This is a genomic window from Mesorhizobium sp. M0217 (assembly GCF_040321955.1).
In the GTDB taxonomy this organism is placed as follows: Bacteria; Pseudomonadota; Alphaproteobacteria; order Rhizobiales; family Rhizobiaceae; genus Mesorhizobium.
Map to the genome: position 1 here is coordinate 626,114 of NZ_JAMYSN010000001.1, position 19,176 is coordinate 645,289.

A 19,176-nucleotide genomic window follows, 5' to 3' on the forward strand; every position below is an offset into this window, starting at 1 on the left:
CATCAAGCGGAGAGGCTTCCGGCCAATCTCGACCGTTTGCACTTCGATAAAAAGCCACTTGAGCTCAACTGCGCTTGAGGTTTTACAACTCGCCTGACTGAAACAGCGCGCATGGCCCCGCCGGAAAGCCTGACTGGCTTCTGGCGCCATGCGCCGGCATCGAGATATGCAAAGGCAGGGTAAAAGAATGACTGGAATCACCAGCAACAAGGTCGACTGGCGGGCATTGTGGGCAAGCGGCGACCTCGCGCGCTTCTGCTTCATCAGCCTCGGCATCCTGCTGCACGCCACCAACGAGACGATGGTGGCGACGGTCATGCCGGCCATGGTCGGGGACCTCGCCGGTGTGCAGTTCGTCGGCTGGTCGCTGGCCGTCTACGAGCTCGGCGCCATTGTCGCCGGCGCAGCGGCCGGGCGGCTGGTCAGCTATGTCGCTCTACGCTCCAACGTCACGGTCGCCGCCCTGCTCTATGCCGTGGGCGCACTGATCTGCGCCACCGCGCCGTCCATGCCGGTGTTTCTTGGCGGCCGTCTGGTCGAGGGTCTCGGCGGCGGTGCGCTGGTGTCGCTGGCCTTCGTCTCGGTCGAGCGGCTGTTTAACCGCAGCATCTGGCCACAGCTGTTCGGCATAATGTCGGCGATCTGGGGCGTCGCCGCATTCAGCGGCCCGATGCTCGGCGCGATCATGGTCGAGCTCCTGTCCTGGCGCTGGGCCTTCGGCGTCTTCGTGCTGGGTGGCATTGCCATGGCATCGGCAAGCTTCATCGTCCTGAACACGCCGGAAGCGGCGAAGCCGCAGGCCGCCGCCGGCACATCGCCGCCCTTCCCCTATGCAGCACTTGGCTGCCTCGCCATCGCCGTCGTGCTGATCGCCACCGCAGGCGTCGACGTCGCCTTGCTGCGCTCGTCGCTGCTGCTGGCCCTCGGCCTCGCCGGCCTGGCGCTGTTCGTTTTCGTCGACGCCATGAAGCCGCAATCGCGACTGTTCCCGTCGGGCCTGTTCTCATGGCGCTCGCCGGTCGGCAGCGGCATGACCATGGTTGCCGCCTTCTCGGTGGCGACAGTCTCTTTTTCCATCTACGGGCCGCTTCTGCTTACCACGCTGCACGGCATCCCGATCCTGACCACAGGCTACATCATCGCCGCCGAATCGATCGCCTGGTCGATCCTGTCGATCGCCGTCGCCAATGCGCCGCTGCAGCGCGAACGGCAGATCCTCGTCATCGGCGCGCTGATGATTGCAGCCGGCCTCGCGGGTTTCGCCTATGCCATCCCCGCCGGCTCGATCCCGCTGATCCTGCTCTGCGCTTTGTTGCAAGGCGGTGGCTTCGGCGTGTCATGGCCCTTCCTGACCCGCATCATCGTCGCCTCGGCCCGCGACGGCGAGCAGACGATCGCCTCGGCCGCCGTGCCGACCATGCAGCGCATCGGCTACGCCGTGGGCGCCGCCATGGCCGGCATCATCGCCAATGCCAGCGGCTTTTCGGACGGACTGAACCGCGAGGCAGCAGCGCACGTCGCCGGCTGGCTGTACCTGGCCTTCGTGCCACTCGGCATTGTCGGTTGCCTGGCGGCGTTGAAGATGGCTTTGGCGGCACGCCGGCCGCAACTGGCGCCAGGCTGAGGGCACGGCCGATCGAGAATTTGGCGACAGCATTCCGCCGGCGCTGTCGGCGTCAAATGCCCTCGGCCACAAGGCTGCTTGCAAGACCATGGCCTGCCCGATTGCGGAACCGGCGGCCGCTCAGGCTTGCAAACGCTCGGCGATGAGCGCGGCGAGCCGCGCCGCCACCTCGCCCTTGCCCATCTCAGGCCATTCCTCGACACCGTCCTTCGAGACGATGCGCACCTTATTGCGGTCGCCGCCCATGACGCCGGTGGGGCCGACGCCGCTTTCATGCGAGACATCGTTGGCGACAATGAAATCGGCGCCCTTCTTCTTCAGCTTGGCCTCGGCATTCGCAATCAGGTCCTGCGTCTCGGCGGCGAAGCCGACAACCAGCCCCGGCCGTTGCCCGTGATGACCGACACTGGCGAGAATGTCGGGGTTTTCGACCATTTGCAGCGCCGGTGGGCCCTGGCCCGCCACCTTCTTGATCTTCTCGCCGGCCGTGCCAGCGGTGCGCCAGTCGGCGACGGCAGCTACGAAGACCGCGGCGTCCGCCGGCAACAACTGTTCGACGGCCGCCTTCATCTCGGCCGCGGTCTCGACATGTGTCGTCACAACGCCGGCCGGATCGGCAATGCTGACCGGACCGGAGATCAGGCGTACATCCGCGCCCAGTCTTGCCAGCGCTGCCGCAATCGCATGGCCCTGCTTGCCCGAAGAGCGGTTGGCGATGTAGCGCACCGGGTCGATCGGCTCATGCGTCGGCCCCGAGGTGACGATGATCCTGCGGCCGGCCAGCGGCTTCGGCCTGCTGTCGAGCAGTGCCTCGATCACTGCCACGATCTCCAGCGGCTCGGCCATGCGGCCCTCGCCCGCCTCGTTGCTTTCCGCCATCTCGCCCTTGGCCGGGCCGACGAAGGCGATGCCATCCTTGGCGAGCGTCGCCCGGTTGCGGCTCGTCGCGGCATGCGACCACATTTTCGGGTTCATCGCCGGCGCCATCAGCACCTTCTTGTCGGTGGCGAGCAGCACCGTCGAGGCCAGATCGTTGGCATGGCCGTTGGCGAGCTTGGCCATCAGGTCGGCGGTGGCCGGCGCCACCACCAAGAGGTCGGCCTCGCGCGACAGGCGGATATGGCCGACATCGTGCTCGTCATTGCGGTCGAACAGTTCGGTGAAGACATGGTCGGCCGAAAGCGCGCCGACCGAAAGCGTGGTGACGAATTCCTGCGCGGCCGATGTCATCACCACGCGCACGCCAGCACCGCGCTCGCGCAGCCGGCGGATCAGGTCGAGCGCCTTGTAGGCGGCGATGCCGCCGCCGATGATCAGCAGGATGCGCTTGCCGTCGAGGGTTTTGTGCGTTTTTGTGGATTGACCTCGCTGGGGCAGATCGATGTCAAAACCTCCATGAGGCTCAACCAAGCGGCGGATTGTTGCATAGAGGGTTTCGCTCGCGGGCATGCCGGCTTCCGCCGACAGCACGCTCTTGGCAAGCGCATCACGCGCCTCTTCCTCCATCGACACCCCGCGCGCCGCAGCGCGCTCACGCAATTTCTGCTTCACGTCGTCAGCTAGATTGCGGACAGTAATGGTGCCCATGACTTGCTCCGCGACATCAATAGCGCGACTGCAACGCTAGCACCACCGTTGCTAGCGTTGCAAGCGATCAGAGCAGCTTCCACGCGATGTAAACCAGCGTCAGCGCGATCACCCACAGCGCCAGCCGGCCCGAGCGGGTGTAACGGGCTTCGGCCTTGCCGATGGCGCGCGATGTCGCCTCGTCGAAGCGGAGGCCGTGCTCCGCCATAAAATCGATCTCGCGCGACAGCCGCTCGGTGCGGGCGGCAAGATCGGGCGCCTGGCGGGCCAGCGCCAGCAGCGCCTTGGCGCCGTCGCGCGCGTCCATCAGCAGGCCGCTCGGCCCGAGATTGCCGGCGATCCACTGGCCGACCACCGGCTCGGCCGTCTTCCACATGTTGAAGGCCGGGTCGAGCGTGCGTGCGACGCCTTCGACCACCACCATGGTCTTCTGCAACAGGATCAGTTCCGACCGCGTGGCCATATCGAACAGTTCGGTGACCTCGAACAGCAGCGTGAGAAGCTTCGCCATCGAGATGGTTTCAGCCGGCTGGCCATGGATCGGCTCGCCGATGGCGCGAATGGCCTGCGCGAAAGCCGCGACATTGTGCTGGCGCGGCACGTAGCCGGCCTCGAAATGCACCTCGGCGACGCGCAGATAGTCGCGCGTGATGAAGCCGTAGAGGATTTCGGCGAGGAACCGGCGCTCCTTCTTGCCGAGCCGTCCGGCAATGCCGAGATCGACGGCGACAATATTGCCATTGGCCTCGACGAACAGATTGCCTGGATGCATGTCGGCATGGAAGAAGCCGTCGCGCAGCGTGTGACGCAGGAACGACTGGATCAGGTTGGTGGCGATCGCCTTCAGATCGTGGCCCGCCGCAGCGAGGCCGGCGATGTCGTTCATCTTGACGCCGTCGACCCATTCCATGGTCAGCACATCGCGCCCGGTGCGCTCCCAGTCGACCGACGGCACGCGAAAGCCCGGGTCATCCTTGGTGTTTTCACCAAGTTCCGAAAGCGCTGCCGCCTCGAGCCTCAGATCCATCTCGATCTTGGTGGTCTGCGCCAGCGTCTCGGTCACCTCGACGGGCCGCAGCCGGCGCGACGACGGGATGTATTTCTCCTGCAGCCGGGCGGCGAGGAAATAGCTTTCGAGATCCTGAAAGAAGCGGCGGCGCACGCCAGGCCGGATCACCTTCACCGCCACCTTGGTATCGACACCGTCATGCATGGCCTGCGCGGGATGGACCTGGGCGATGGAGGCCGCCGCGACCGGCCCGCCGAACTGCGTATAGAGTTCGCCGATCTTGCGCCCGAGCGAGCCCTCGATCGCCGCCACCGCTTCCGCCTGCGAAAAAGTGTGCATCTTGTCCTGCAGCATGGCGAGGTCGAGCGCCATGTCGTTGCCGACGACATCGGGCCGCGTCGCCAGGAACTGGCCGAGCTTGACGTAGGAGGGTCCGAGCCGGACCACCGCCTTGGCCAGCCGGTCGCTGCGCTCATAAGCGAGTGCGCGGCGGCGGGTGAAGAGCCGGGCCATGCGCCAGCCGAATTTCGGCAGGCCGCCGAGTTCGTCGCCCGGCAATGCTGCGATCACGCCTTCGCGAACCAGCACCCAGCCGGCCCGTGCGAGCCGAAAGGCGGCGCCGACGCTGCTCATCGCCTACCCTGCTGCTGCAAACTGTGGTGCCTCAAAGCTTCCAGCCCGAATGCAGGGCGGCAATGCCGCCGGAATAGTTGCGGAACGACACGCGCTCGAAGCCCGCGCGGGTGATCATGGCAGCAAAGTTCTGCTGATTGGGAAATTTGCGGATCGATTCGACCAGGTAGGAATAGGGTTCGCCCTCGCCCGTCACCATCTTGCCGATCTGCGGAATGGCGTTGAACGACCAGGCTTCGTAGACCTTGTCCAGCAGCGGCATCTCGACCTCGGAAAACTCCAGGCACAGGAACCGTCCGCCGGGCTTCAGCACGCGAAAGGCTTCCGTCAGCGCGACATCGATGCGCGGCACGTTTCGGATGCCGAATGCGATGGTGTAGGCGTCAAAGGTGCTATCGGTGAAAGGCAGTTCCTCGGCATTGGCCTCGACGAAATCGGTGTTGCCGGACAGGCCCTTTTTCTCCGCACGGTCACGGCCGACGCTAAGCATCGAGCCGTTGATGTCGAGCACCGTGGCATGCGTGTTGCCATGGCTGGCGTCTACAATGCGGAAGGCGATGTCGCCGGTGCCGCCGGCCACGTCGAGCACTTTCCAGCCCGGACGTTTCGCCGGATTGAGCCATGTCACCATGGCATCCTTCCACAGCCGGTGCAGCCCGGCCGACATCAGGTCGTTCATCAGGTCGTAGCGGTTCGCCACCTTGTGGAAAACCTCATTGACCAGAGGCTGCTTGTCGCCTGGCCCTACCTTCTTGAAACCATAGGAGGTTTCCATGCCGCCCGCGGCCGTGGTTCTCTCAACTGACATTATTTTGATCCGTCATAAAACCGGCGGGACCATAGCCGATCGATGGTGCGGGCGCTATTGTTTAAGGCGCGGTGTTCGGCCGCGCTTCCAGGTGGTGGGCTTTACGGCCTGGACTGATGAGACGGGATAACTGCATGCCTTTGAAAGCAGAACTGCACTGCCACATCGAGGGGGCAGCGGCGCCCGAACTCGTCATCCGTCAGGCGCAGAAATACGGCAAGGACACCTCGCTTTATATCCAGAACGGCTCCTTCGTCTGGCATGATTTCACCTCGTTCCTGGCGGCTTATGATTTTTCCGCCGACCTGTTCCGCACCGAGGAGGATTATGCCCGCCTCGCCGACCATTATCTGACCAGCCTTGCCCGCGACGGCGCCATCTATTCCGAGGTCTTCACCTCGCCCGACCATGCCGTCAGGGCCGGCCTGTCGCCCAAGGCCTATACCGATGCGCTCGGCGAAGGCATGCTGCGCGCCAAAGCCAAGACCGGCATCGAGGGCCGCATGATCGTCACCGGCGTACGCCATGTCGGCGTCGAGTCGATCGAGCAGGCGGCGCGCTTTGCGGCGCGCTGCGGAAATCCGCTGGTCACCGGCTTCGGCGTCGCCGGCGACGAGCGCATGGGCGAGATGGAGGATTATGTCAGGGCCTTCGAGATCGCCCGCGAAGCCGGCCTCGGCATCACCATCCATGCCGGCGAGCTGACCGGATGGGAGACGGTGCAGGCCGCACTCGACCATATCCGCCCGTCGCGCATCGGCCATGGCGTGCGCGCCATCGAAAACCCCGATCTGGTGCGGCGCATCGCCGATGAGGGCATCGTGCTGGAATGCTGCCCCGGCTCCAACATCGCGCTCAAGGTCTACGACAGTTTCGCCGATCACCCTTTCCCTGCGCTGCAGGCAGCCGGCTGCAAGGTGACGCTGAATTCTGACGACCCGCCCTATTTCTGGACTTCGCTGAAGCGCGAATACGACATCGCCGCCGAGCATTTCGCCATGAACGAAAAGGCGCTGGCCGCCATCACCCGAACCGCGATCGAGGCGGCTTTCGTCGACAGGAAGACGAAAAGCGCGCTGCTTGCCCGGCTCGATGCGAAGAGGTGACTGGTGATTGGTGATTGGTGATTGGTGATTGGTTTGCCGGCGCTTCGGCCTGTCAACGGCAATGATCGATCCATCGGGACTCGCAAACCTGCTCACTATTCACTATTCACTATTCACCATTCACTGGAGCAACCCATGCAGGGCGTCACCGTCGTCGACCACCCGCTTGTCCAGCACAAGCTCACCATCATGCGCAAGAAGGAGACGTCGACCGCTGGTTTCCGGCGGCTGCTGCGCGAGATCTCGCTCCTGCTCGGCTACGAGGTCACCCGCAACCTCGAACTGACGACGACGACCATCGAAACGCCGATGGAAACCATGGAAGCGCCGACGCTGGAGGGCAAGAAGCTGGTCTTCGCCTCGGTGCTGCGCGCCGGCAATGGCCTGCTCGAAGGCCTGCTCGACCTGGTCCCGGCGGCCCGCGTCGCGCATGTCGGCCTCTACCGCGATCACGAAACGCTGGAGGCGGTGGAATATTTCTTCAAGGCGCCGAGCGATCTCGCCGACCGGCTGGTGATCGTCGTCGATCCGATGCTGGCGACCGCGAACTCGGCCATCGCGGCCATCGACAAGCTGAAGGAGCGCGGAGCCACCAACATCCGTTTCCTTTGCCTGCTGGCGGCGCCAGAAGGCATCGAGCGCTTCACCAAGGCGCATCCGGATGTCCCGGTCTTTACCGCTTCCATCGACCGCCAGCTCAACGAGAAGGGCTACATCATGCCCGGCCTCGGCGATGCCGGCGACCGCATGTACGGAACCAAATGACGGCGGCTGGCAAGGCCAGCTGACATCCAGTCGTTTACCGCCCGTTTACGCAAAGCCGCGGTTTCGGGTTGGCGTTAAAGCGGCACACACCATACGTGGGCAAGAATGGGCCTTCACAAAGGTCCATTCATGCTGCGCAAGCTTGTCATTCTGGGCGTGTTCGCCGGAACGTCGGCATCGATCCCGATCGTCTATCAGTCGAATCCGCAGATTCTCGACAACCTGTTGAAGTCGACCGTCGCCGGCAAGCCGTCCGCGCAGCCTCAGCCCGAACTGAACATGGCCTCGGTTCCCGGCAAGCCGGCCGCACCGCTGCCCACTGGGCGCAAAGTATTGGTGGCGGCTGACGAGCGCGGCCATTTCACCTCCGCCTTCAAGCTCAACGGCCGCCAGGTCGACGGCATGATCGACACCGGCGCCACTTTGGTCGCCATCAACACCTCGACGGCGCGCCGCATCGGCATCTCGCTCAACCCGTCGGACTTCAACCAGCAGGTCAACACCGCCAATGGCGCGATCAGGGCCGCCGTGGTCAACATCGATCGCCTGCAGATCGGCAAGATCAGCGTCGACAACGTCCAGGCGGTAGTGCTCGACGACAAGGCTCTGCGCACCAACCTCATTGGCATGAGCTTTTTGCAGCGGCTGGCAAAATACCAGGTCGAAAACGGCACACTGTTACTGGTGCAGTAGCGCGTTCCGCTACCCGCGCGGCAGCACGCGCCGGATGACAGTCTTGTCGGCGGCTGGTTTCGACGCCCCGATCGTATAGGCCGAAAGCACGGCGGCTGCGGCCGCTTCGGCCTCCACTTGCGTGCGGGCGTGGACCAGCGCCAGCGGCTCGCCGGCCCGCACCTCGGCGCCGAGCGGCAGCAGCCTGGTGATGCCGACCGCATGGTCGATCCTGTCGTCCGGCCGCGTGCGCCCGCCACCGAGCCCGACCACAGCAAGGCCGATATCGCGGGTGGCAATAGCGGTGGCAAAACCGTTGCCTGTCGCCTTGACCGCAAACTCCACCGCCGCTTTCGGCAGGTATTTTTCCGGCTTCTCGACGAAATCGGCGGGACCGCCAAGGGCTGCGACCATACGCGCGAAGGCGGCCGCCGCGCGGCCGCCGGCCAGCGTCTCGGCCGCGCGCCTGAGACCGTCCTGATTGGACGACGCCAGCCCTGCCGATTGCAGCATCTCGGCGGCCAGCGCCAGCGTCACATCCTCCAGTCGCTTGTCGCGGAACCTTCCGGTGAGGAAATCGACGGCGTTGCGCACCTCGACCGCGTTGCCGGCCGCCGACGCCAGCGGCTCGTTCATACCGGTGACCAGCGCCGAGGCCTTCAGGCCGGCGCCGTTGGCGATCTCGACCAGGCTGTTGGCAAGTGCTGTCGCGTCGCGCGACTTCTCCATGAAGGCGCCATTGCCGACCTTGACGTCGAGCACCAGCGACTGCAGGCCGGCCGCCAGTTTCTTCGACAGGATAGAGGCAGTGATCAGCGGCACCGATTCCACCGTTCCGGTCACATCGCGGATCGCATAGAGGCGACGGTCGGCGGGCGCGAGATCGGCGGTCTGGCCGATGATGGCACAGCCGGTCTCGAGCACGGTCTTGCGGAAGCGCGCGATATCCGGCTGGCTGATATAGCCTGGGATGGCATCCATTTTGTCCAGCGTGCCGCCGGTATGCCCAAGGCCCCTGCCGGAGATCATCGGCACATAGGCGCCGCAAGCGGCGACGATCGGCGCCAGCATCAGCGAGACATTGTCGCCGACGCCGCCGGTCGAATGTTTGTCGGTGACCGGACCCGGCAGGTCCGACCAGTCGAGCACATCGCCGGAATCGCGCATGGCGAGCGTCAGCGCCACCGCCTCGTCGCGGTTCATGCCGTTGAAGAACACGGCCATGGCGAAGGCGCCGACCTGGCCGTCCGAGACGCTGCCCGAAGTCACGCCCGCGACGAAGGCCGAAATCTCCTGCGGGGACAGTTTCTGGCCGTCGCGCTTGCGGCGGATGATTTCCTGCGGAAGCATCAGGCAGCGCCCTTCGGCTCCGGCAACCCATCCTGGAACACATGCGCAAGGATCGTCGCCAGCCGTGCGCCGCCGATCGGCGCCATGTCCTTGGTCTCCTGGTGCGACAGTTCCGCCCCGGTCATCCCGGCGGCGAGATTGGTGATCACCGAACAGGCGGCTACGCGAAGCCCAAGGAAGCGGGCGAGAATGACCTCCGGCACGGTCGACATCCCTACCGCATTGGCGCCCATGACGCGGGCCATGCGGATTTCAGCAGGGGTTTCGAAACACGGACCGGAAAACCACATATAGACGCCCTTGTGCAGCGCCGTCCCTGTCGCCTTCGCCGCCCGTTCGATCGCCGCGCGCAAGCCGGCATCATAGGCTTCGGTCAGGCCGACGAAGCGGCGGTCGCTCGGCTCGCCGATCAGCGGGTTGGAGCCGGAGAAATTGATGTGATCGGTGATCAGCATCACCGATCCAGGCAGCATGTCGGGATCGACCGAGCCGGCGGCATTGGTAAGGATCAGCTTGGTGATGCCGATGCCGGCAAGCACCTCCAGCGCCGGCCGCATCGCCGCAGCAACGCCGTGCTCGTAATAATGGGCGCGGCCGGACAGCATCAGCACCGGCGTGCCGGCGAAAAGCCCCGCGACCACCTCGCCGGCATGGCCAGTCACCCCGCTGCGGGGGAAACCCGGCAGGTCGGCATAAGAGATGCGCACGGCATTTTCGACCTGGTCGACAAGCCCGCCAAGGCCCGACCCCAGCACCATCGCCGTTGTCGGCGCCAACCCGTCCAGCCTTTCAACGAGGTGGTCCAGAGCTTCCTTCATATCAGCCAACTCTCACTTCAAAATGTCGCCACGAAACCCGTAGGGCAGCATGTCGCCCATGGTCACGGTCTCGACCACGCCGGTGTTGTCGCAAAGATAGAGCTTCGTGTCCGGCCGGCAGAACTCCGCCAGCCTTTGCCGGCAGCCGCCACAGGGCGAGCATTTGGCCATGCGCGAGGCAATGACGGCGATCTCGACGATCTTGCCGCCGCCGCCCATGATGTAATGGCCGAGCGCCGTGGTCTCGGCGCACCAGCCTTCCGGATAGGACGCGACCTCGATGTTGGCGCCGGTGAAGACACGGCCGTCCTCGGTGCGCAACGCCGCACCCACCGGAAACTTCGAATAGGGCGCGTAGGCCTTGGCCATGGCCTCCTGCGCGGCTTCGAACAGATCATGCGACATTCAGGTGTTCTCTCCGACGATCGTGGTCAAAACCCGGCGCTTTGCGTTTTCGTGGCGCCTTTCGAGCACCAGCCGCATGCTCGACTCAGTGCTCCTGGGCGCCCGGATCAACGTTCCTTGACATAAGGCACGCCGCCGGCGCGCGGCGGGATCGCCTTGCCGATGAAGCCGGCAAGCAGGATCACGGTCAGCACATAGGGCAGCGCCTGCATGAACTGCACCGGCACCTTGCCGATCAACGGCAGCGGCGAACCCTGCAGGCGGATCGCCGCCGCGTCGAGGAAGCCGAACAGAAGACAGGCGAACATAGCGTTGACCGGTCGCCATTTGGCAAAGATCAGCGCCGCCAGTGCGATGTACCCCTTGCCCGCGGTCATGTCCTTCACGAAGCCGCCATTCTGCACCATCGAGAGGTAGGCGCCGGCAATGCCGGTCAGCACACCGGTGCAGATCAGGGCCCGGTAGCGCAGCCAAGCGACCGAGATGCCGGCGGTGTCGACGGCGGCCGGGTTCTCGCCGACGGCGCGTAGGCGCAGGCCGAAGCGGGTGCGAAACAACACCCACCAGGTGAACGGCACCATGGCGAAAGCGAGATAGACCAGGATCGAATGGCCAGAGAGCAGCTCGGAATAGATCGGCCCTATGATCGGCACGTCGTGGATCGCGGCAGCACCAGGCAGAGTGATGGCCTCGAAACGCTCGCCCGGCTGCAGCGCCGGCGTGCGCCCGCCCTGCTGGAACCAGGCTTGGCCCAGAATGATGGTCGAGCCGGCGGCGACGAAGTTGATGGCCACACCGGAGACGATCTGGTTGCCGCGATGGGTGATCGAGGCGAAGCCGTGCACCAGGGCAAAGGCGACCGACATCACGATCGCCATGCCGAGACCGAGGAAGGCCGAATGGAAGACCGAAGCGGCGGCCGCACCTGCAAAGGCGCCGACCAGCATCTTGCCTTCCAGCCCGATGTCGAAAACGCCGGCGCGTTCCGAATAGAGGCCGGCGAGGCAAGCGAGTAGCAGCGGCACCGACAGGCGTATGGTCGAGTCCAGGATCTGCACGATGGCGATGAAGACGTCCATCTCAGGCGCCCTTCCCTTTGACCGCTTCGATGCCGACCGACCTTGGACTGAACGAGGCGAACAGCGCCTGGACGTAGGGCCGGAACATGTGCTCCAGCGCACCGGCAAACAGGATGACCAGGCCTTGGATGATGACGATCATGTCGCGGGAAATCGCCGGCATTTCGAAGGCAAGTTCGGCGCCGCCCTGGTAGAGCATGCCGAACAGGATCGCCGCCAGCACGATGCCGACCGGATGCAGTCGGCCCATCAGCGCCACGGCGATGCCGACGAAGCCGGCGCCGGAGACGAAATCGATCGCCACATTGTGCTGGTCGCCCATCACCGGGTTCAGCGTCATCATGCCGGCCAGCGCGCCCGAAATCATCATCGCGATGATGATGATGCGGGTCTCCGAAATGCCGGCATAGCGCGCCGCTTTCGGGCTGTGGCCATAGGTGCGCATCTCGTAGCCGAGCTTGGTGCGCCAGATCAGCAGCCAGACCAGGAATGCCATGAGCAGCGCCAGCAGGAAGCAGATGTTGAACGGCGCCGAGCGGATCTTGGCGCCGAACAGTTCGATGATCCAGTTGAGCTTCGGCAGCTCGGCCCCGGCGAGGAAGTTGCGCGTCTGCGGTGCCTGCGACGCCGCCGGCTTCAATGGCCCGACCAGGAGATAGACCATGATCGAGGCCGCGATGAAGTTGAACATGATGGTGGTGATGACGATGTGCGACCCGCGCTTGGCCTGCAGATAGGCCGGAATCAGCGCCCACAGCGCACCGACGGCGGCTCCGGCGACGATCGCCAGCGGAAAGGTCAGCCACCACGGCAGCACAGTGTCGAAGGCGAGGCAGACCACGCCCACGCCAAGGCCGGCAATATAGGCCTGGCCCTCGGTCCCGATGTTGAACAGGCCGCAATGTGCGGCCACCGCCACTGACAGGCCGGTGAAGATGAAGGTGGTGGCATAGAACAGCGTGAAGGCAATGCCGGTTCCCTTGCCGAAAGCGCCCTCGACCAGGATGACGGCGGCACGAAACGGGTTTTCGCCGACCAGCATGACGACGAAACCGGCAACGATGAAGGCCACCGACAGATTGATCAGCGGGATCAGCCCATAATCGGCCCAGGCCGGCAGCTTGGCGTAAGGCGTGCTCACTCTGCCGCCTCCTGGCGATCGACGCCTGCCATCAGCAGGCCAAGCTCGCCTTCGGTCGCCTCCGGGCCACGTTCGCCGACGATGCGCCCGGCAAACATCACCAGGATGCGGTCCGACAGCGAACGGATCTCGTCGAGCTCGACCGACACCACCAGCACCGCCTTGCCCTGGTCGCGCATGGCAATCAGCCGCTTGTGGATGAATTCTATGGCGCCGACATCGACGCCGCGCGTCGGCTGGCCGACGATCAGAACACCGGGATCCTGCTCCATTTCTCGCGCCAGCACGATCTTCTGCTGGTTGCCGCCGGAGAAATTCGCCGTCTTCAGACGCGGATTGCCGGGACGGATGTCGTATTTCTCGATCTTGTCCTTGGCATCGGTCATGATGGCGTCGATGTTGAGGAACGGCCCTTTGAGGTAGCGCGGGTCGTCATGGTAGCCGAGGATCGAATTCTCGTTCTCCTCGAAGGCCAGCACCAGGCCGACATGATGGCGGTCCTCCGGCACATGGGCGAGCCCACGGTCGCGCAACTCGCCGGGATCGGCGGCCCCGGTCAGGTCGATCGGCTTGCCATCGAGCATCACCGAGCCGGAAACCGCGCGCCTGATGCCGGAAATCGCCTCGAGCAGTTCGGACTGGCCGTTCCCGGCGACACCGGCAATGCCGACGATCTCGCCGGCGCGGATATCGAAGGAGATGTCGTCGACCATGGTGACGCCGCGCTGGTCTTTAACCGTCAGGTTCTTGACCGCGAGCTTGACCGCGCCGGCCTCCGTCTCGCCCTTTTCGACCCGCAGCAGCACGCGCCGCCCGACCATCAGTTCGGCCAGTTCGCCGACTGTCGTCTTGCTGGTCTCGCGCGTCGCCACCATCGTGCCCTGGCGCATGACCGAGACATTGTCGGTGATGGCCATGATCTCGCGCAGCTTGTGGGTGATCAGCACCACCGTTTTCCCCTGGTCCTTCAATTGCCTGAGGATGCGAAACAGATGGTCGGCCTCGGCCGGCGTCAATACGCCCGTCGGCTCGTCGAGAATCAGGATTTCGGCACCGCGATAAAGCGCCTTGAGGATTTCCACACGCTGCTGCAGGCCGACCGGCAATTCCTCGATGATGGCGTCGGGATCGACTTCCAGCCCGTATTCGCGCTCGAGCCGCTCCAGTTCGGAGCGCGCCTTGGCGATGCTCTTTTTCAACAGCGCATCGCTTTCGGCGCCGAGGATGATGTTTTCCAGCACGGTGAAATTGTCGACCAGCATGAAGTGCTGGTGCACCATGCCGATGCCGAGCGCGATGGCGTCGTTGGAGGTCTTGATCGACGCCGGCTTGCCGCCGACACGGATCTCGCCGCTGTCGGCCTGGTAGAAGCCGTAGAGGATCGACATCAGCGTCGACTTGCCGGCGCCGTTCTCGCCGACGATGCCGTGGATGGTGCCGCGTGCGATCTCCAGATTGATGTCGCGATTGGCGCGAACGGCGCCAAAACTCTTGTTGATGCCGATCAGTTCGATTGCGGCTTGCGCCATGCAGCCTGTCCCACTCTTATTTTTTTATCGCTTGGTCAAAACGCCTAGCATGATGCCCCGCCCGTGCCAATTGGCGGCGCAGTGGCCACTCTCGACAAATCCCGGTGCGCTTGTCAATTTCGAACGTGGCCGCAGACCTTCACATTCACTAATATGCAAGGGTCAACAGTCGCATCATCATGCTGCAACTGCGTGCACCAAGACTAGGGAGTTTCGAATGATCATGCCTGTCGACCGGCTGACGACGCTGGAAATCCGCGCCGCTGAACAGGAAAAGACCATCGAGGAACTGTCGGGCCAGATCGCCGAACAGTGGACGGCGATCGAACGCATGCAGCGCAAGCTCGATGCGCTGACCGGGCGCTTCATGGCGCTGGAGGAACAGTCGGCCCCCGACGTGCCGATAACCAAACCGCCGCACTGGTAACAAGGAGAAGCCGATGGCCGGTGAAAGCGATCGCGTTGCGCGGGCGGGCGACTATGTGCTTGGCCTGATGAACGATCGCGACCGCGAGCGTGCCGAGCGCGACCTGGAGATCGATCCCGCCTTCCGCGACACGGTGATGCGGCTGGCCGAGCGCATGCATGTCTTCGACCGCATGGGGCGGCCCTCGGGCGACGGCGATCGCTGGCGGCTGATCTCGCAACGCATCGCCGAACTGCCGCAGATGCGTGTGGTTGGCCAGGACGAAGCGAAGCCGGTGATCGGCAGACTGGAGCGGAAGCCCTATGGCGTCGGCGTGCATTCGCTCGGTGGCCGACGCGGCGCCGTCATCGCCATCGCGCTGATCATGGTATTCGCGCTGGGTTATCTCGTCGGACAGCTATAGGCCGAGTTCGCGCGACATCAGCAGCATCGGGTAGCCGTCCTGCTCAAACGACTCGACCACTGCCCAACCGAGCCCGGCATAGAAGTCTCGCGCCACCCACGTATAGAGGTAGGTCCTCTCCACACCGATCGCGGTTGCATGCGCTTCGATGGCTGCAACCAGCGCGCGGCCGATCCCTTTGCCGCGGTGGTCGCTATCGACGACCAATCCCGCCAGCCAAGGCGTCAGCTCATGCGCGGGTTCAAGTTCGTGGCGAACCAGCAGGCAGGTCCCGACCGGGACGTCCCTTATCCGCGCCACAAGCGCCGCCTCGAAGCCATCTCCGTTGAGCAACTCGCGAAGCCCGGCGACGTCCTCATTCAGCGTTCTTGCGCTGCCCTCGAAAAAGGCGGCGATGCGCAGTCGCGCCACTGCATCAACATCGCGTTCGGTCATCGGTCCGATGGTCGGCTTCACTCTCGCCTCTCAAGTTGCGGCCCCCCTCAAACCCAAAAACAAAACCGCCGGACTCTCGCCCGGCGGTTTCAACTCTAATGGATACAGATCAATACGGGCAGGCGTTGTCGGCGGTGTAGTCGTGCACCTGGATCGTGCCGGCGATGATGTCGGCCTTGGCCTTTTCGACGGCAGCCTTCATCTCGTCGGTGACCAGCGCCTTGTTGTTGTCGTCCATGGCGTAGTCGACGCCGCCTTCCTTGAGGCCGAGATTTTGCAGGCCGCCCTTGAAGGTGCCGTTCTTGCCGTCCATGAAGGCGGTGTAGACCGCAACGTCGACGCGCTTCAGCATTGAGGTCAGCACCTTGCCGGGCTGCAGGCCGTTCTGGTTGGAATCGACGCCGATGCCGAGCTTGCCGGCATCCGCCGCCGCCTGCAGCACGCCGACGCCGGTGCCGCCGGCCGCGGCATAGACGACGTCGGAGCCCTGGTCGATCTGCGTCTTGGCGATCTCGCCGCCCTTGGCCGGATCGTTCCACGCCGCGGGCGTGTCGCCGGTCATGTTCTGGATGACGTCGGTCGCACCGGCTGCCTTGGCGCCGCCGACATAGCCGCATTCGAACTTGCGGATCAGCGGAATGTCCATACCGCCGATGAAGGAGACCTTCTTGGACTTCGAGGCCATCGCCGCCAGGATGCCGACGAGATAGGAGCCTTCGTTTTCCTTGAACACAAGCGAGCGGACATTGGGCATATCGACGGCATCGTCGATGATGGCGAAGTTGAGATCGGGATATTCCTTCGCGACCACCTTCAGCGCATCCTCCCAGGCAAAGCCGGCCATGACGATCGGGTTGCGGCCGTCCTCGGCGAAGCGGCGCAGCGCCTGCTCGCGTTGCGAGGCGTTCGACACTTCGAACTCGACATAGGCGGTGCCGGTCTCGGTCTTGAACTTTTCGGCGCCGTGATAGGCAGCCTCGTTGAAGGACTTGTCGAACTTGCCGCCGAGATCGTAGAGGATGGCCGGCTGGACATCCGCGGCGAAAGCCGGAAGAACCATTGCGGTTGCGGCCAGGAGGCCGAGAACGATACGTTTCATGTGATCCACACCCTGTCGGTTATTTTTTTCCGTTACGCGCCGTCCGCCTGCCCGGTTCTCCGGCAGGCATGCGGCATCAGCCAGGAGTGTACTCCCCTCCCGCTCAAGGCAATCTGGCACGGCCCGAAACAAAATTCACGCGGAATTTTGACCTTTTGGAAAAGCATGCCCCCCGTTGGAAAAACATGCCCAATGCGGTGACAGCTGTGGACGATTGCCGCGTTGTCGTCGCAAGTCCGCTGGGACAACCCATCAGCCCGGCGCGAATTCTCCGCCGCGCCGCCGGCGCCGGTAGCCGATCGCATAGAGGATGAAGGCAAGCACCGCGAACACGGCAAACCCCGGCTGGGCAAGCACCCAGGCGATGCCGCCATCCCATATCATCGGATTGACCTTGGCGCGCACGAAGGTCTCGAAGGCCGCGCGGGTGTCGGGCGAAACCGCCAGCCAGCTCGAATTCAGCGGCGTCATGACCAATGTGGAAGCCGCCACCGAGCGCGTCGCGTCGAGCACGGCCATGATGACGGCGACCGAGAGTGCGATCATGGCCGCGAGGCGAAACAAAAAACGCAGCATCGAAATCTTCCCCGGTCCTCAAGTTCCTCCCGAGGACCTTCCGGTCAAAGGCGAGGAATAGAATGCGCACGCCCGGCGTGCAATCGCCATATACGCGAATTTGAAGCCTATCGCCCGCCTATATGGAAACCTTTCGGCTCCGCCGATGGACGAGCCAGACGCCGAGGACCCCGCCGCCAATGGCCCCGACCACCAGCCCGGCAAGGCCGATGAACACCGCGAAGTAGCCGCAGCCGCCTTCGAAACAGCTGATGTCGGTGGCTTCGGCGATCCCCGCGCCGAGCGCAAAGCCGGCGACAGTGCCGACGACGGCGCCGAGGGTGATGCCGGCCAGCGCGGCGACGACCGAACTAAAGGCTGACGGTGCCTGCGCTTCCGGCCTTTCATAAAAGGCCTTGGCCTCGTCGCGGCGGCGCAGCAGGTAAATGCAAAACAGGCCGATGACGATTTCGCTGGCGGCGATCGCAAGCTCCCTGGCGGAGACGGTGAAATCGGGCACGGTCAGCGCATAGACCTGCTCGGCCAGCCGCCAGGCGATGGTGGTGATCTGCCAGATGGTGAAATGACGCGGAAAGCGCGCGGAACGGCTTAAGGCGAGGCCGAGCAGATAAAGCCCCCACACGATGGTGACGATGTCGAAGGCCAGTCCGCCAAGCACGAAATAGAAGACCCTGTCCGGCAGGCCGGAACTCTCCAACAGCCACCGCGCCGAGACCAGCCAGTAGACCGACCATGCCATGACGAAGAGGAGCCAGACCACGGGCACAAAGGACAGCCCGCTGTCCGGACGCCCTGCCGGCGTCAGCCCGCCTGGCATGCCTCCGGCCGGCGTTCCGCTGGCCGGCTGTTCATTGCTCGATGTCATGTCGGACGATGCCCCCCGCAAAGCCTCCGCCGCACTCGACAGGTGGCGAGGGGCGAAGTCAAGCGCGGCCGGCCCTGCCGCCTTGCCCGTGCACACCATTCAGAACCGAAGCGCCTTAGAAGCGGAGCCGATCAACGCCCCGCGAAACGATGCATGGCCGGCAAAGCGAATAGACTGCCGTTATGGCTTGGCATTCGGCGCCGGATCGACTAGATGAGCCCCGCGCCTGTTTGATTGACGGGCGCCGGGAAGGGCATCCGCTGGTTGGCGGTGTCCATCAAGCGGGTCTTCCCGCAAATCCCAAAGGGATGCATCTCCCCAACCCGCGTGGCAAAACCGGCCGGCGCGAATGCAAGGACGGAGAGGTGGCCGAGTGGTTGAAGGCGCACGCCTGGAAAGTGTGTTTACGGGAGACCGTAACGCGGGTTCGAATCCCGCTCTCTCCGCCATCCCACAGAATAGTCGTATTTCTCCAGCAAAATCAGTACCTTAGAGGATAGCCTGCTGGTGGCTTAGACCAATCACTTAGACCAATCTGGCCTCATTGCTCAGGCGGCTTTCCTTACATCCTCGACGTACCACTGAAGGGCCATCCAAGGGTCGCCCTCCAATTCCACCGCCGCTGCGTATGCCTCGCCTTCCCCGAAGGTCTCGCGAACGTGTTCAAGGTGGCTCTTGAGCCATACCGCCACGTCGGCCTGAAGGGTGCTGTAGTCGATGGTCGTCATCGGGCTTGCTCCTATCTCGTCTCTGGACGCCCCCGAAATAGGGAGCCCTTAGCGAAGTCGTCAAATCAAATAAATTCAATGCGTTAGCGGAACTATTCCCTTAGCGGGACTGTCCCA

The 19,176-nt window shown here is 64.1% G+C and carries 20 protein-coding genes and 1 tRNA gene; 7 read left to right on the forward strand and 14 right to left on the reverse strand.

All coding sequences use genetic code 11. The features are described 5' to 3' along the window. Positions 1-187 precede the first annotated feature (187 nt). Entirely contained in the window at positions 188-1,624 is a 1,437-nt protein-coding gene (locus NKJ18_RS03100; protein ID WP_023686463.1) for an MFS transporter, read from the forward strand. A 120-nt stretch (positions 1,625-1,744) separates the two neighbouring features. Here the strand turns inward: NKJ18_RS03100 and coaBC are convergent, their stop codons facing one another. The 3 genes from coaBC to ubiE form a co-directional block, all read right to left on the reverse strand. Then, positions 1,745-3,211 carry a bifunctional phosphopantothenoylcysteine decarboxylase/phosphopantothenate--cysteine ligase CoaBC gene (gene coaBC / locus NKJ18_RS03105; RefSeq protein WP_023695617.1) on the reverse strand — a complete coding sequence of 489 codons (1,467 nt, stop codon included), beginning with the start codon at positions 3,209-3,211 and terminating at the stop codon, positions 1,745-1,747. 67 nt (positions 3,212-3,278) lie between these two features. Then, the gene (gene ubiB, locus NKJ18_RS03110; RefSeq protein ID WP_023671132.1) at positions 3,279-4,853 is read right to left on the reverse strand and encodes a 2-polyprenylphenol 6-hydroxylase; all 1,575 of its coding nucleotides are present in this window, start codon (positions 4,851-4,853) and stop codon (positions 3,279-3,281) included. A gap of 31 nt (positions 4,854-4,884) precedes the next feature. Beyond that, on the reverse strand, positions 4,885-5,661 hold the full coding sequence (gene ubiE, locus NKJ18_RS03115) for a bifunctional demethylmenaquinone methyltransferase/2-methoxy-6-polyprenyl-1,4-benzoquinol methylase UbiE (RefSeq protein WP_023695616.1): 777 nt from the start codon (positions 5,659-5,661) through the stop codon (positions 4,885-4,887). A 134-nt stretch (positions 5,662-5,795) separates the two neighbouring features. Between ubiE and NKJ18_RS03120 the strand changes: the two genes are divergently transcribed. The 3 genes from NKJ18_RS03120 (at position 5,796) to NKJ18_RS03130 (ending at position 8,225) form a co-directional block, all read left to right on the forward strand. Continuing rightward, on the forward strand, positions 5,796-6,767 hold the full coding sequence (locus NKJ18_RS03120; protein ID WP_023695615.1) for an adenosine deaminase: 972 nt from the start codon (positions 5,796-5,798) through the stop codon (positions 6,765-6,767). Positions 6,768-6,902: 135 nt separating this feature from the next. Continuing rightward, complete coding sequence (gene upp / locus NKJ18_RS03125) at positions 6,903-7,532, forward strand: uracil phosphoribosyltransferase (RefSeq protein WP_023671129.1); 630 nt, start codon at positions 6,903-6,905, stop codon at positions 7,530-7,532. A 129-nt stretch (positions 7,533-7,661) separates the two neighbouring features. Continuing rightward, the gene (locus NKJ18_RS03130) at positions 7,662-8,225 is read left to right on the forward strand and encodes a TIGR02281 family clan AA aspartic protease (protein ID WP_023695614.1); all 564 of its coding nucleotides are present in this window, start codon (positions 7,662-7,664) and stop codon (positions 8,223-8,225) included. A 9-nt stretch (positions 8,226-8,234) separates the two neighbouring features. Here NKJ18_RS03130 and deoA read toward each other — a convergent pair whose 3' ends face one another. The 6 genes from deoA to NKJ18_RS03160 form a co-directional block, all read right to left on the reverse strand. Then, positions 8,235-9,554, reverse strand: a complete 1,320-nt coding sequence (gene deoA, locus NKJ18_RS03135) for a thymidine phosphorylase (protein ID WP_352757790.1) — start codon at positions 9,552-9,554, stop codon at positions 8,235-8,237. Continuing rightward, entirely contained in the window at positions 9,554-10,372 is an 819-nt protein-coding gene (locus NKJ18_RS03140; protein ID WP_023686468.1) for a purine-nucleoside phosphorylase, read from the reverse strand. Before NKJ18_RS03140 ends, deoA begins: the two co-directional genes overlap by 1 nt. A 12-nt stretch (positions 10,373-10,384) precedes the next feature. After that, on the reverse strand, positions 10,385-10,777 hold the full coding sequence (gene cdd / locus NKJ18_RS03145) for a cytidine deaminase (RefSeq protein WP_023683183.1): 393 nt from the start codon (positions 10,775-10,777) through the stop codon (positions 10,385-10,387). 107 nt (positions 10,778-10,884) lie between these two features. After that, a complete protein-coding gene (locus NKJ18_RS03150) occupies positions 10,885-11,856 on the reverse strand; it encodes an ABC transporter permease (protein WP_023683182.1) in 972 nt (323 codons plus the stop codon). A 1-nt stretch (position 11,857) separates the two neighbouring features. Beyond that, positions 11,858-12,997 carry an ABC transporter permease gene (locus NKJ18_RS03155; protein ID WP_023686470.1) on the reverse strand — a complete coding sequence of 380 codons (1,140 nt, stop codon included), beginning with the start codon at positions 12,995-12,997 and terminating at the stop codon, positions 11,858-11,860. Then, positions 12,994-14,526, reverse strand: a complete 1,533-nt coding sequence (locus NKJ18_RS03160) for an ABC transporter ATP-binding protein (protein WP_023691861.1) — start codon at positions 14,524-14,526, stop codon at positions 12,994-12,996. Before NKJ18_RS03160 ends, NKJ18_RS03155 begins: the two co-directional genes overlap by 4 nt. A 220-nt stretch (positions 14,527-14,746) precedes the next feature. On the opposite strand from NKJ18_RS03160, the gene NKJ18_RS03165 reads away from it, so the two are divergent. Together NKJ18_RS03165 and NKJ18_RS03170 are read left to right on the forward strand one after the other, a co-directional pair. Then, positions 14,747-14,953 (forward strand): SlyX family protein, encoded by a 207-nt coding sequence (locus NKJ18_RS03165; RefSeq protein WP_196813821.1) that lies wholly within the window; start codon positions 14,747-14,749, stop codon positions 14,951-14,953. Positions 14,954-14,966: 13 nt separating this feature from the next. Beyond that, a complete protein-coding gene (locus tag NKJ18_RS03170) occupies positions 14,967-15,356 on the forward strand; it encodes a hypothetical protein (RefSeq protein ID WP_023714065.1) in 390 nt (129 codons plus the stop codon). Here the strand turns inward: NKJ18_RS03170 and NKJ18_RS03175 are convergent. From NKJ18_RS03175 to NKJ18_RS03190, 4 genes are all read right to left on the reverse strand, one after another. Next, positions 15,351-15,812, reverse strand: coding sequence for a GNAT family N-acetyltransferase (locus tag NKJ18_RS03175; protein WP_023704058.1), 462 nt, complete (start codon positions 15,810-15,812; stop codon positions 15,351-15,353). The genes NKJ18_RS03170 and NKJ18_RS03175 overlap by 6 nt on opposite strands. Before the next feature lie 88 nt (positions 15,813-15,900). Continuing rightward, positions 15,901-16,890 (reverse strand): BMP family lipoprotein, encoded by a 990-nt coding sequence (locus tag NKJ18_RS03180; RefSeq protein ID WP_023683177.1) that lies wholly within the window; start codon positions 16,888-16,890, stop codon positions 15,901-15,903. Between the two features lie 252 nt (positions 16,891-17,142). Next, positions 17,143-17,466, reverse strand: a complete 324-nt coding sequence (locus NKJ18_RS03185) for a hypothetical protein (RefSeq protein WP_023683176.1) — start codon at positions 17,464-17,466, stop codon at positions 17,143-17,145. A gap of 118 nt (positions 17,467-17,584) precedes the next feature. Next, on the reverse strand, positions 17,585-18,331 hold the full coding sequence (locus tag NKJ18_RS03190; RefSeq protein WP_352757791.1) for a hypothetical protein: 747 nt from the start codon (positions 18,329-18,331) through the stop codon (positions 17,585-17,587). A gap of 359 nt (positions 18,332-18,690) precedes the next feature. Here NKJ18_RS03190 and NKJ18_RS03195 point away from each other — a divergent pair. After that, a tRNA-Ser gene (locus NKJ18_RS03195) sits at positions 18,691-18,780 on the forward strand. Positions 18,781-18,879: 99 nt separating this feature from the next. On the opposite strand, the gene NKJ18_RS03200 is transcribed toward NKJ18_RS03195, so the two are convergent. Further along, on the reverse strand, positions 18,880-19,059 hold the full coding sequence (locus tag NKJ18_RS03200; protein WP_023728449.1) for a hypothetical protein: 180 nt from the start codon (positions 19,057-19,059) through the stop codon (positions 18,880-18,882). Positions 19,060-19,176 lie beyond the last annotated feature (117 nt).

What these genes read in the sequence shown, in the direction of transcription:
- NKJ18_RS03100 (WP_023686463.1), top strand. Translation starts at nt 188, where the DNA reads ATGACTGGAATCACCAGCAACAAGGTCGACTGGCGGGCATTGTGGGCA.
- coaBC (WP_023695617.1), bottom strand. Translation starts at nt 3,211, where the DNA reads ATGGGCACCATTACTGTCCGCAATCTAGCTGACGACGTGAAGCAGAAA.
- ubiB (WP_023671132.1), bottom strand. Translation starts at nt 4,853, where the DNA reads ATGAGCAGCGTCGGCGCCGCCTTTCGGCTCGCACGGGCCGGCTGGGTG.
- ubiE (WP_023695616.1), bottom strand. Translation starts at nt 5,661, where the DNA reads ATGTCAGTTGAGAGAACCACGGCCGCGGGCGGCATGGAAACCTCCTAT.
- NKJ18_RS03120 (WP_023695615.1), top strand. Translation starts at nt 5,796, where the DNA reads ATGCCTTTGAAAGCAGAACTGCACTGCCACATCGAGGGGGCAGCGGCG.
- upp (WP_023671129.1), top strand. Translation starts at nt 6,903, where the DNA reads ATGCAGGGCGTCACCGTCGTCGACCACCCGCTTGTCCAGCACAAGCTC.
- NKJ18_RS03130 (WP_023695614.1), top strand. Translation starts at nt 7,662, where the DNA reads ATGCTGCGCAAGCTTGTCATTCTGGGCGTGTTCGCCGGAACGTCGGCA.
- deoA (WP_352757790.1), bottom strand. Translation starts at nt 9,554, where the DNA reads ATGCTTCCGCAGGAAATCATCCGCCGCAAGCGCGACGGCCAGAAACTG.
- NKJ18_RS03140 (WP_023686468.1), bottom strand. Translation starts at nt 10,372, where the DNA reads ATGAAGGAAGCTCTGGACCACCTCGTTGAAAGGCTGGACGGGTTGGCG.
- cdd (WP_023683183.1), bottom strand. Translation starts at nt 10,777, where the DNA reads ATGTCGCATGATCTGTTCGAAGCCGCGCAGGAGGCCATGGCCAAGGCC.
- NKJ18_RS03150 (WP_023683182.1), bottom strand. Translation starts at nt 11,856, where the DNA reads ATGGACGTCTTCATCGCCATCGTGCAGATCCTGGACTCGACCATACGC.
- NKJ18_RS03160 (WP_023691861.1), bottom strand. Translation starts at nt 14,526, where the DNA reads ATGGCGCAAGCCGCAATCGAACTGATCGGCATCAACAAGAGTTTTGGC.
- NKJ18_RS03170 (WP_023714065.1), top strand. Translation starts at nt 14,967, where the DNA reads ATGGCCGGTGAAAGCGATCGCGTTGCGCGGGCGGGCGACTATGTGCTT.
- NKJ18_RS03180 (WP_023683177.1), bottom strand. Translation starts at nt 16,890, where the DNA reads ATGAAACGTATCGTTCTCGGCCTCCTGGCCGCAACCGCAATGGTTCTT.
- NKJ18_RS03185 (WP_023683176.1), bottom strand. Translation starts at nt 17,466, where the DNA reads ATGCTGCGTTTTTTGTTTCGCCTCGCGGCCATGATCGCACTCTCGGTC.
- NKJ18_RS03190 (WP_352757791.1), bottom strand. Translation starts at nt 18,331, where the DNA reads ATGACATCGAGCAATGAACAGCCGGCCAGCGGAACGCCGGCCGGAGGC.
- NKJ18_RS03200 (WP_023728449.1), bottom strand. Translation starts at nt 19,059, where the DNA reads ATGACGACCATCGACTACAGCACCCTTCAGGCCGACGTGGCGGTATGG.